Below are 12248 nucleotides of genomic sequence, written 5' to 3' on the forward strand. Positions count from 1 at the left end.
AAATTTAATTGCTAAGAAGATTAACATAAAAAAAGAAAGCAACTAAATCTACTTAGCCGCTTTCTTAGTTGGATAGTTATATCGTTAACTTAAATCGTATTTAAGCACTTAATCAACTACAGGTTTTCTTCGGCAAACGAAGCTAATCGACTACGTACGACTCCATTTAAATTAATCGTAGAACTACCGGGAAAATCCTTAAACCGTTCAACGATATAGGTTAAGCCTGATGTTACTGCCGTTAGGTAATTACTATCAATTTGCGCTAAGTTACCCGAGCACACCAGTTTAGTACCTTCACCACAGCGAGTAATAATCGTTTTTAATTGTGATGCCGTCAGATTTTGACATTCATCTAACAATACAAAAGCATTTTGAATACTGCGACCACGCATAAAATTCACTGACTTAAACTGAATATTAGCTTTTTCCATAATGTAGTTCATACTACCGCTCATGCTTTCATCTTGTTTATGCAACACTTCAAGAGAGTCGGTAATAGCAGCAAGCCAAGGTGCCATTTTTTCTTCTTCTGTACCCGGAAGAAAGCCAATAGACTCGGCAATTTCAGGAGTACTACGCGTAACAATAACCTTATCGTAAAGTCCACGTTCAATAACGGTTTCCAATGCACTTGCTAATGCTAGCAATGTTTTACCACACCCTGCAGGGCCTGTAAGAATAACTAAGTCTATCGTTGGGTCTAGCAAAGCATCCATTGCCATGCCCTGATAAATATTCTTCGGATGAATACCCCATGCATTTTTAGCCATTAGTCGTTCACGAGACAAATCTTGTATGGCCAGTTTTTCATCGTCCCAACCGACTACTCTACCAGCAAAGTGTTCACCTTCATCGAGCAAATACTCATTCATATAAGTAGCTGGCAACACGGATTTCTTAATGTAATGCGTAGTAGTGCGACCTTCCGTTTCACTTTCACACTCTTTAACTTGCTGCCAAAAATCACCATCGAATTTATGATATCCCTTGGTTAAAAACCTTACGTCATCAATAAGTTGATCGGTGCGGTAGTCTTCAACATGTCCCATGCCGGCGCCTTTAGCTTTGAGGCGCATATTGATGTCTTTTGTCACCAACACCACTTTTCGTTCGGTGTTGTTGTTTTGGATCTGAATTGCCGCATTAATAATGCGATTGTCATTTTCATTAAATGACAGAGTTGATGCTTTTTGCTCTAAAGCATAATCATTAATAATTGATAAGCAACCGCTTGGTGCCTGTTCATTACTACCAAGCGTGGTAGCAAGCGGCACGCCTTCAATAATTTCTTCTGGTGTTGCGTTAGCCAATACATCTTCCAACGCTCGAATAGCGACGCGAGCATCTCGGCTAACATCTCTTTTTCTATCTTTTATTGAATCAAGTTCTTCTAGTACCGTCATAGGTACAACGACATCGTGTTCTTTAAAGGAAAGGAAGGCGAAAGGTTCATGGAGAAGGATATTGGTATCCAAGACATAAATGATGGTATCGCTAGTCATATAGGCACGCTCACTTAGCATAGAGCCATCAGTCTCAGACGATAAAGCCATTTAACTATATCAACCTGAGATGATTTTTCATGCGGTTGATTAAAATCCATTAACATATAAGTCAACTTCACTTTGACAGCTTATCTTTGATCTATCAAGCGAATTTTTTTAAGAAATTCGTGAATAAATTTACGCTATTGACCGCACCTAAAAACCTGTCATAGTAGGAAATTAACTACTCGTTTATTCCTGCTAAATTTGCCTGTATAAAATTCCTATCCAGAAAGGCGAATTTTTTAATGATTACAACTAATATTAACGGTAATATGTCGCCCTTTTTCGCCATAGTCAGGCTTTTACACGAATTACATATTAAATAATCAATCACTTTTAACACTAGAAAAACTTAAATAACAAGATGATATCCCTAAAACTCGTTATTCAATGCTTATCGCTAAATGTGTTGATAGTGCGCTTGCTCATCAACATTGTGTGAACGATTAATTAATAAAGTTGGTGTTAGCCTTATTTTGATGTTTTGGCTGACTAATTTCTTTGTGGAGTTTCAATATGCAATTTTTTCCGGGTCAACGATGGATCAGTGACAGCGAATCTGATCAAGGCCTAGGTACAGTAACAAGTGTAGAAAGTCGTTTTGTTACCGTTGTATTCACAGCAACAGGTGAATCTAGGAAATACGCAATAGACAACGCTCCGCTAACACGAGTTGTTTTCAATGAAGGGGATATTATTCCTAGCCATGAAGGCTGGATGTTAACCGTTGAATCTGTTGAAGAACAAAATGGCATTATCACCTATACCGGACAACGCAGCGATACCGAAGAAAACGTTCAACTAAAGGAAGTGATGATTGATCACTTTATCAAGTTTAATAAGCCACATGACAGGTTAATCAACGGCCAAGTAGATAGACTAGATTGGTTTCGCATGCGCAAGGCGTGTTTAAAGCACCAATACGAACAACAACAATCACCATTGGTTGGCTTAAGTGGTGGTCGCGTAAGTTTAATACCACATCAGTTATATATAGCAGAGGAAGTGGGAAGCCGTTTTGCCCCACGTGTCTTACTTGCCGATGAAGTAGGTTTAGGTAAAACCATCGAAGCTGGCTTAATTATCCATCAACAGCTCGTTAGTGGCCGAGCAAAACGTGTATTAATCGTTGTACCAGAATCACTGATGCACCAATGGCTAGTCGAGATGCTACGCCGATTTAATTTAAAGTTTGCGATATATGATGATGAGCGCTGCCAACAAAGTGGTGATGAAAATCCATTTAGTGAAGAGCAATTAGTACTAGTTAATTTGGATTTTCTAACAGAGAGCCCGCAGTGGTATGAATCGTTAATCGCCGAAGATTGGGATCTTATGGTTGTTGATGAGGCACATCATTTAAATTGGTCAAAAGAAGCACCAAGCATCGAATATCAATGCATTGAGCAACTGTCTCAAGTTATTCCTGGTGTATTGCTGTTAACCGCGACACCTGATCAACTTGGTCACGAAAGTCACTTTGCTCGTTTAAGGTTGCTAGACCCAGATCGCTTCTTCGATTACCAAGCGTTTATTGAAGAAGAAAGCCACTATACAGAGGTTGCTGACGCCGCAAATGCTTTAGTTGCTAAACAGCCACTCACCGAAAGTCAAAGTGAAACGTTACAGCAATTACTTAAAGAATCGGACATCAACAGTTTATTAGTAGCGTTAAGCACTGGTGATGAACCAACACAAGAAGATGCGCGTTCACAACTGATTAATCAATTACTCGACCGCCATGGCACTGGCCGCATTTTATTTCGAAATAGCCGCAACACAATCAAAGGATTCCCTGAGCGAAAAGCGTTGGCAACAGCCATGCAGTTGCCTGATGAATATGAAGCGGCCTATTTCGATTTACTTGATGACAAATCGTTAGAAGAAGTTAATTCATTAAAACAAAGTAAGTATTTACCTACGCCAGAACAACTATATAGTTTAGGGCAATCAAGCACACCATGGCACGATATCGATCCGCGTGTTAATTTCCTTATCGACTTATTGAAGTCATTACAGAATGAAAAAGTCTTAGTGATATGTGCACATTCCGCGACCGCGATTGAATTAGAAACAGCGCTACGTGTTAAAGAAGGCATTAGAGCTGCGGTTTTCCATGAAGGCCTTAGTATTTTCGAACGTGATAGAGCCGCAGCATATTTCGCCCAAGAGGAAGATAGCGCACAAGTTCTTTTATGTTCAGAAATTGGTAGTGAAGGCAGAAACTTCCAATTCGCTCATCACCTTGTTCTTTTTGATTTGCCAACGAATCCAGATTTACTGGAACAGCGTATTGGCCGATTAGATCGTATAGGTCAAACACAAACGATTAAATTGCATATTCCTTATTTCGAAAATTCTCCGCAGTCGTTGCTGTATCGTTGGTACCATGAGTCACTGAATGCTTTCGAACATACTTGTATTACAGGTAGAGCAGTATTTGAAGCGCAAGGTAAAAATCTTGAAGAAATTATTGTTAGTCAACAATGGCAAGGCGACAACGTAGAAACTTTAATTTCAGCAAGCCACCAGCAACACTTAGCTATTAAGAGCGAGCTAGAAAACGGTCGCGATAAGCTATTAGAACTGAACTCTAGCGGTCAAGGTAAGGCACACGATATTGTTGAACAAGTAGCAAATCAAGACCAGCAAATTGATTTACCACAATTTATGTTCCAAGTATTTGACGTTTATGGCATTCAACAGGATGACAAAGCTGATAATGCTATTGCCTTGAACCCGACAGAACATATGCTTTCGGCAAATTTCCCATACCTACCTGAAGATGGTCTTACTGTAACTTTTGATCGTGATACCGCATTAGCGTGTGAAGATTATCATTTGCTATCTTGGGATCATCCCATGGTGACTGGGGCAATGGACTTGGTATTAAGTGACGAAACCGGTAATGCAAGCATTGGTCTATTGAAGAACCCTGCACTGCCTGTCGGCACTTTCTTCCTTGAGTGTATATTTACGGTTGAAGCTACAGCCCCAACTCACCTGCAGTTAGGTCGCTATTTACCAACGACGCCAATTCGTATTTTAGTGGATAAGTCAGGCAATAACCTGGCAAGTAAAGTGTCATCACAGGTACTTGAGCAGCAATTGACGCCAGTGAAAAAACAGGTAGCACTTCAGTTAGTTAAAGCACTTAAAAGTGAAGTACAGCCATTGGTAACTAAAGCAGAAGAACATGCGAAAACGCAGATCCCTGCTATTGCCGACAAAGCATTAGTCAACATGCACAGCACCCTTGACCAAGAGTTTGAACGACTAGAAGCACTAGCCGCGATAAACCCAAGTGTTAGACAAGAGGAATTAGACTTTATCAAGCGCCAACAAAGCGAATTAACACACTATATCGAAAAAGCACAATTAACGTTCGAAGCTGTTCGATTAATTGTAGTTACACATTAGGGTGTTAAATGGTCGCTAACCCTGATTTTATTTATAAACCGCCTAAATCACCTTACCTTGAAATTATTTATCAAGATGATGACTTAGTGGTATTAAATAAACAAAGCGGCATATTATCTGTACCAGGGCGTTTAGCTGAGCATCAAGATTGTTTGCAGCACAGGGTTATGTCTGTGCTGCCAACCGCGACTATAGTTCACCGCTTAGATATGGCGACTTCCGGCATTTTAATTATGGCGCTCAACAAGTCCGCACATGTCAGTATCAGCCGGCAATTTGAAAAACGCCAAACAAAGAAAAGCTATCTGGCGAGAGTTTATGGTCACCTGACTGAAAAATCAGGAGAAGTTGATTTGCCTCTTATTTGTGATTGGCCAAATAGGCCAAAGCAAAAAATTGATCATGAACACGGTAAAAAAGCCCAAACCTTATATCGTGTTTTAAAAGAAGAACCACAAACAAGTTTAGTTGAGCTAACACCTATAACCGGTCGATCGCATCAATTAAGGGTTCATATGCTTGCCCTGGGGCACCCGATTATTGGCGACAGATTATATGCACATGATAAAGCGTTGGCACTGAGCAATCGATTGCAATTACATGCGATGAATTTAAGCTTAAGCCACCCAGTCACAAATCAAACATTGAGCTTTAGTGCTCCTTGTACGTTCGAAGCAAATGAACCTGAGAACTAAAGGTTTGTAGTCAATCACCGATAAATAACTGAATGCATTTATAAATTGAGCCTATGTTTAAAAAGTTTATCTATATTTTATTTAGTATCTCCCTAACGTTAGGAAGCTTTTTAGGTACTACTGTAGCTCAACAAACGTCAACTGAAGAGTCCGAAAACTCAACAACCCAGAGCCAAGAAACCGCTCCGACATCAGACATAGACTCAAGCGAAACACCAGCTAAGACAGCCGACAAAATAACAATCAATCCTCCTGTGGCACTAATCGACCAGTTTGAACAAGACATCAAAAATAGCGTCGATGAAACCTTGGTTAAACCTATGTTAGCCGGTACTGAAGACTTTCTGACGATCACTCAGCCTGATACCCATAGTTCAGACAAAGGCGTAGCGATTTTATTGCCAGAGTGGAGCCAACCCGCCACTGACGTCAAAGCGATAAACTTCTTAAGACAAAATTTACCATCACAAGGTTGGACAACGATTACACTACAACCAATAGCCAAGCCAGAGAACTATCCAAGCCTTGCCCAAAAACATAGCGAAGCAATTGAAGAAAACCAAAAAACTCTCGACGAATACCAAAATAAGCTGGCACCCTTAATGACCGCAGTTATGGAAAAAGCGGCAGATTACCCTGGAATATTTTTAGTGATAGCCCAAGGCAACAATGCCGCAGTATTAATGAATTTATACCAACAAGAAAAAGTAGAGAAACCCAACGCTTTTATTACACTTAGTGCACATATGTTAACCTCAGCAGATAATCAACAGCTTGCCAATGTAATGGCAGAATCAGAAATACCGGTATTAGATGTCGTGCTGAAAAAAGATCTCACTTGGATAACGCACTTTGCACCATTAAGAAAAAAACTCGCTCAAAAAGAATTAAAGCCTTATTACCGTCAACGCACGCTGACTAATTTTAGAACCGGTTATTATCCAGAACAGCACCTTGCTAAAGAAATTAAAGGCTGGCTGACCACAATCGGTTGGTAATTTACCTCTTGTGGTCAAAAATTTGTTTTAGTTTAAATCGTCATCTTTCCAATATTTAGTGCCTTGCAATGTCGCCTGCAATGCTAAACCATTCTCAGTCATTTGATATATTTCTACACCTTTAACAACTGTAGCTGCTGTACTACCTTCCGCACCTTTTTTTCCTGATTTAGCTGCTACATCGGCTTGGCCTGAAAAATCCCAGCCATGTTCGATAAATGTATTCATTGCATCTTTGGTTTTAAAAATAAAAACTGCATTAAAATCTTTTACGCCTAAACCAATACCTATACCTGCTGTCGCCATAGACATATATGTGTCTGCACCTGAGCTATTGTTATGTACAACACCACTACCGCCACCGGCAGAGAAGAAAATAACGTTTACACCAATATTAGAAAAAGTCGCATAACCGGCTGCTTTGGCAATTTTAGCTTTTGTTGACGGCTCTTCTTTGTATAAGCGCGTTAGTATTTTTTTCCGCATTTCCTTTACTTCTTGGCGTTCTTCATCAACTCCAGCACTTGCCGTCAGCGGTAACATTAGCAAGGTAAAAAGCGTAATCAACGTCTTCATCATAATGCATTTCCTTATTAATAAATCTATTACAAACTTTAGCAGACATCCGTGTAGTACAACCCACTAATTAGCTTATTTCTGCTTATTAATTAAATCGTAAGCCGCTTGAATGTCTTGTGTTTTTTGTTTGGCCAATTCCATCATTTCTGCTGGCAGACCTTTAGCAACGAGTTTATCTGGGTGATGTTGGGCCATTAGTTTTTTATATGCTTTCTTAATTTCTTGTTTAGACGAACTTTTTTCAACACCCAGCACTTTGTATGCATTTTCTACTAAACTTGCATGGTTTTTTCCGTTTGTAGCTCCTGTACGGCCACTTTGTTGATGAAAAGACTCACCAGCAATAATCATTTCCAGCAACCGGTCTAAATCACTCGCAGAAAAACCAAGATAGCGAGCAATTTGGTGTAGTACATCGCGTTCAGAGGGATCTAACGTGCCATCGGCAAACGCGACCTGAATTTGGATTTCTAAAAACATCAGCATTAAATCGTTTCGAGATCGACAACTACGTTTAAATTTTTGCATTCGCTCTTTTAATGGAAATCCAGCGAGCTTACCTTCCCTAAATGCATCTTGCGCCTGTTGTCTTAAATCTCCTTTTAGGCCCAACTTATTCATATAAGCTGTCGCAAAAGCGATTTCATGCTCAGTGACACGACCTTTAGCTTTAGCAATATGCCCCATTACGGAAAACGTCGTGTAAAAAAATGCCGCTTGGCGATTCATTTCGCTTTCTCGATTTAAACCTTCAAAATCAAAGCCGACGCCTTTGTCAAATCGATGGCCTATCCACATACCAAGTAGCGCACCAAAAATATTTCGGGTAAGCATAAAGCCAAAGATTAAACCCAGTAATTTTCCCCAAAATCGCATTTACAGTCCTGCCATTAACCTTTTATTTGTCTATTTAAGCTATCTAATCTTTGTGGTGTGCCAACATCTGTCCACTCAGAAGTTAATACTTCACCTGACAACAGTTGCTTGTCTGCCGCTAATCTCAACAGTGGTGCCAATGCCAATTTCTGTTCAGCTGGTGATTGTTCAAAAAATGCCGGGCGATAAATCGCTACACCACTAAAAGTATATGATTGTGCATCAGATGATGATTGATTTTCTATTAGGCCATTGTCTAGATAAAAATCACCTTTGAGGTTGTGTGAAGGATTTTCTACCAGCCACAAATGCGCCAGCTTTCCTTCATCAAGCTTTGGTAACTTTATGTTTGGTGCAACTAAAAAGATATCACCATTGATCACCAAAAAAGGTTCATCTCCTAGCAAAGGCAAAGCTTTGATAATTCCACCAGCGGTTTCAAGCGCCCCTGTCGACTCGTCACTATATTCAATACTCACACCATAACTAGCACCATTACCCAGTTTGGCCGGTATTTTTTCACCTAACCATGCATGATTAATGATTACATTTTCTATTCCTAGCTTAGCCAAAAGTTCTAAATGATATTCAATAAGCGCTTTGCCTGCGACTTGCAGTAATGGTTTAGGCGTGACATCGGTAAGTGGACGCATTCGCTCACCTCGGCCTGCCGCTAAGATCATCGCCTTCACGCTAACTTACTCTTTACAGCAGGTAGTACTTTGTTTTCCACTAACTTCGCTAATGCAGATAATTCTGGATATTGTGAAGCAATATCAACAATATAACTTAGTGTTAGTGGAATATCTTTGATATAGCTCGACTTATTATCTCGTAACAGCAACCTAGCAAATATGCCACTTGCTTTGATATGTCGCTGTAAGCCCGTCAAATCAAACCACCTTTTCCATGTTGTAAAATCAATGTCAATTGCCATACGTTCGTTCATTACTTCGGTAAATGTCTTAAATAAAGTTAAAACATCTTTTTGAGGCCACTTAACGTAGCAATCGCGTAATAACGATACGACGTCATATGTTATAGGGCCAACAACCGCATCTTGAAAATCAATAATTCCAAGTGACTCATCCGCCAGTACCATTATATTTCGACTATGAAAGTCTCGGTGCATAAACACTTGTGGTTGAGCCAAAATGTTATCGGTTAATACCTTAAATGCGTCTTTTAATTCTTGCTGTTCTTGGCTTGATAAGCTCAGAGATAAATATTGCCCAATCAACCACTCGGTAAATATCTTAAGTTCAAGTGCAACAAATGCGGCGTCAAACTTGGGCATCCCCTGTAACGGCTCTAGTAAAGCTAATTTAGGTAATTCTGCAATTGCCTTTGAGTACCAGCTTTTCATGTTTTCAGTAGATAGTTTTTCTGCTAACAAGCATTGTCCAAAATCTTCTATGCAAAAGAACCCTTGTTCAAGATTTTTTGCATAAATTGCCGGCACTTGCATATCAACAGACTTTAAGTAACTAGCAATATTAAAAAAAGCTTCGTTATTACAGTATGTTGGCGGTGAGTCGACTGCAAGATATGACTGTGATTGAAAGTTAAATCGATAATACTGACGAAAGCCTGCATCCCCCGTCATTGGGACTAATTGATTAACTTCTGGATAACCTGATTGATGAAGCCATTGAACTAATCTGGTGTTAGCTTGTTCTAAAGACAAAAATATTTCCTAAAAAGTGTAAAAAGCCAATGTGATCAATTAGCGAGTTATCAAAAATTACGATATTATAACCAAGTTTAGCGAAACAAAAACAATCAAGAGAAACTGGTGCATGCAATCATCGGTTTTATTGCGGTAAATTTATCCCGGACACTTAATGCCTTTTCCATATTATAAACTGTTGTTAGCAAGTTTTTTGCTTATCCCTAGCTATTCTTTAATAGCACAACAGCAAGACACTCAAACCGAGCAACTTATTTGTCCGCTGCCTGAATTTAAAACAATTAGTACAAATTCATCTCTGCTGGACAAAGGCACCATTCAAATTCTATCGAACTTTACTAGCATAGAGAAAGACCAGCAAGCCATCTTCAAAGGTGGTGTAACATTAATAAAAGATAATCAGCAAATTACCGCTGATGAAGTCGCCTTTAATCGCCTAAATGCTGAATTAAGAGCGTCAGGAGAAATTCACTTTCAACGTGAAGGTGTTAATGTTTTCGCCAATGAATTATCAGCCTCTGAATCAAGCAACGCTACTTCATTATCTGGAGCGTCTTATTTTTTAGCTGGCAATCCCGGTCATGGTCGTGCTGGAAAAATAGTAGTAACCGCTAATGGTGATCTCACGTTAATCGATTCAAGCTTCACCACTTGCCACGGAGAAGTCCCTGATTGGCAATTAAAAGCCAGCGAGATCTCGATATCTGTTGAAGAAAACAAAGGTGAAGCATTCAACGCTCGATTTGAAATATTAGACGTACCTGTACTTTATGTCCCATATTTATCTTTTCCCGTCACAGATGAGCGAAAATCTGGACTATTGGAACCAACCATCAAATCGTCTAATAAGTCAGGTTTTGAAGTAGAACTCCCTTATTACATCAATATTGCTGAGAATTACGATGCAACTGTAGCCCCTAGATATATGTCGAAACGCGGACTGCAATTGCTTACAGAATTTAGGTATTTAGTTAATGATCAACAAGGTCAACTAGACATAGAGTATCTGCATAAAGACAACGAAGTACAAAGTGATGATGCGCGATACTTGTGGCGATACCAGCACATAGGCAACTTTTCAGATAATTTCCGTGCCCACGTCGATTATGCCTCCATAAGTGACGACAATTACCTTGTCGACATTGGTAGTAAACATTACAACTCAAATGACGCTTATCTGTACCAAATTGGCGAACTCGCTTATTTTGGTGAAAATTGGCAAGGCATTATGAAAGTCCAAGATTTTGAAGTACTTGGAAATCATGTCCAAAGTTACAAAACAGTACCTCAAATAGAAATATCCAGCGCCACAGAGCTAGGATTTCTAAATGGTCAATTTGATATTTATTCAGAACTGTCACGCTTTGAAACACCAAATACAGACTTGCCGGAAGCTAGTCGTTATCATGTAGAAGCTGGCTTTACTTTCCCGATTAATCGCCCTGCTTATTTCTTTAATTCAGAATTTAAGTTGATGCAAACCTACTACGAGCAAGAACGCATATCATCAGGTTCAAAATTAGAGAAAACAGTTGAAAGAACATTACCCAAAGCAAGGTTTCACGGCGGCATAAACTTTGATCGCGATGCCAACTATTTCGGTAGCAAATATACTCAAACACTAGAGCCTCAGCTGCAATATTTATACATTCCAGACAAAGATCAAAGTGATATTGGCGTATATGACACCGCGACGCTACAAGATGATTATCAAGGCTTATTTAGAGACAAACGTTTCAGCGGATTAGATAGAATTGCCGAAGCTAACCAATATTCTTGGGGGGTAACAAGTAGGTTACTAGATCAATCAAATACTGAAAAACTTAGGTTAAGTGTTGGCCGTATTGTCTACTTAAATGACAGTAATATTGCTGTGAACGAGGAACAAGGCATTGCCGCAGATAAATCAGCATTAGCGGCCGACATGTATTTACGTGCAAACAATCAATGGCAATTTAATGGCAACATTCAGTACAGCACGGAAAGCAATACCACGAACAAAAGTCAGCTAAATGTTGACTATCGACAGAATCGTGACAATATCTTCCAGCTTAATCATAGATACTCTCGTAATGTGTCAGGTTCAACTTTAGAGCAACTTTCTTTGCTTTCGAGTGTCAGACTAACCAAAGAGTGGCAATTCGTTGGTCGTTATACTCAGGACTTAAAGCAAAAGCGCAGCTTAGAAAGCTATGCTGGCCTGCAATACGAAAGTTGCTGTTGGGCAGTTCGTGTTGCGTACCATCGTCATATCAATTCTGATTTAGACGAGTTTAATTATAGCAATGAAAACCGCGATGAATTTGATAGTGGATTCGTGGTACAGTTTGTTATTAAAGGGTTCGGTAGCCAAAAATCAACAGTTGGCACTCAAGATATGTTTAACTCAAGTATATTTGGCTATAAACGCCCGTACTTTCTCAATAATTAAGAAATTAAA

Annotated in this window: 9 protein-coding genes; 4 read left to right on the forward strand and 5 right to left on the reverse strand. The window is 39.5% G+C overall.

Features of this window, described 5'->3' with window-relative positions; genetic code table 11:
* Positions 1-116: 116 nt before the first annotated feature.
* Positions 117-1505 (reverse strand): PhoH family protein, encoded by a 1389-nt coding sequence (locus tag HII17_RS01900; protein WP_169074140.1) that lies wholly within the window; start codon positions 1503-1505, stop codon positions 117-119.
* Positions 1506-2066: 561 nt separating this feature from the next.
* On the opposite strand from HII17_RS01900, the gene rapA reads away from it, so the two are divergent.
* The 3 genes from rapA to HII17_RS01915 are packed head-to-tail and all read left to right on the forward strand — an operon-like array spanning position 2067 to position 6663.
* Positions 2067-4970, forward strand: a complete 2904-nt coding sequence (gene rapA, locus HII17_RS01905) for an RNA polymerase-associated protein RapA (protein WP_169073624.1) — start codon at positions 2067-2069, stop codon at positions 4968-4970.
* A gap of 8 nt (positions 4971-4978) precedes the next feature.
* Positions 4979-5665, forward strand: a complete 687-nt coding sequence (gene rluA / locus HII17_RS01910; protein ID WP_169073625.1) for a bifunctional tRNA pseudouridine(32) synthase/23S rRNA pseudouridine(746) synthase RluA — start codon at positions 4979-4981, stop codon at positions 5663-5665.
* Positions 5666-5718: 53 nt separating this feature from the next.
* Positions 5719-6663, forward strand: coding sequence for a DUF3530 family protein (locus tag HII17_RS01915; RefSeq protein ID WP_169073626.1), 945 nt, complete (start codon positions 5719-5721; stop codon positions 6661-6663).
* Between the two features lie 27 nt (positions 6664-6690).
* Here HII17_RS01915 and HII17_RS01920 read toward each other — a convergent pair whose 3' ends face one another.
* From HII17_RS01920 to HII17_RS01935, 4 genes are all read right to left on the reverse strand, one after another.
* Positions 6691-7242: a lipid-binding SYLF domain-containing protein gene (locus HII17_RS01920; protein WP_169073627.1), complete on the reverse strand. Its 552-nt coding sequence runs from the start codon at positions 7240-7242 to the stop codon at positions 6691-6693.
* Between the two features lie 72 nt (positions 7243-7314).
* Positions 7315-8118 carry a co-chaperone DjlA gene (gene djlA, locus HII17_RS01925; protein WP_169073628.1) on the reverse strand — a complete coding sequence of 268 codons (804 nt, stop codon included), beginning with the start codon at positions 8116-8118 and terminating at the stop codon, positions 7315-7317.
* A 14-nt stretch (positions 8119-8132) separates the two neighbouring features.
* A complete protein-coding gene (gene murU / locus HII17_RS01930; protein WP_211185252.1) occupies positions 8133-8801 on the reverse strand; it encodes an N-acetylmuramate alpha-1-phosphate uridylyltransferase MurU in 669 nt (222 codons plus the stop codon).
* A 5-nt stretch (positions 8802-8806) separates the two neighbouring features.
* Positions 8807-9805 (reverse strand): aminoglycoside phosphotransferase family protein, encoded by a 999-nt coding sequence (locus HII17_RS01935; RefSeq protein ID WP_169073630.1) that lies wholly within the window; start codon positions 9803-9805, stop codon positions 8807-8809.
* Positions 9806-9962: 157 nt separating this feature from the next.
* On the opposite strand from HII17_RS01935, the gene lptD reads away from it, so the two are divergent.
* Complete coding sequence (gene lptD / locus HII17_RS01940; protein WP_169073631.1) at positions 9963-12239, forward strand: LPS assembly protein LptD; 2277 nt, start codon at positions 9963-9965, stop codon at positions 12237-12239.
* The last annotated feature ends 9 nt before the right edge of the window (positions 12240-12248 follow it).

Source organism: Thalassotalea algicola (assembly GCF_012932965.1).
Classification (GTDB): Bacteria; Pseudomonadota; Gammaproteobacteria; order Enterobacterales; family Alteromonadaceae; genus Thalassotalea_F; species Thalassotalea_F algicola.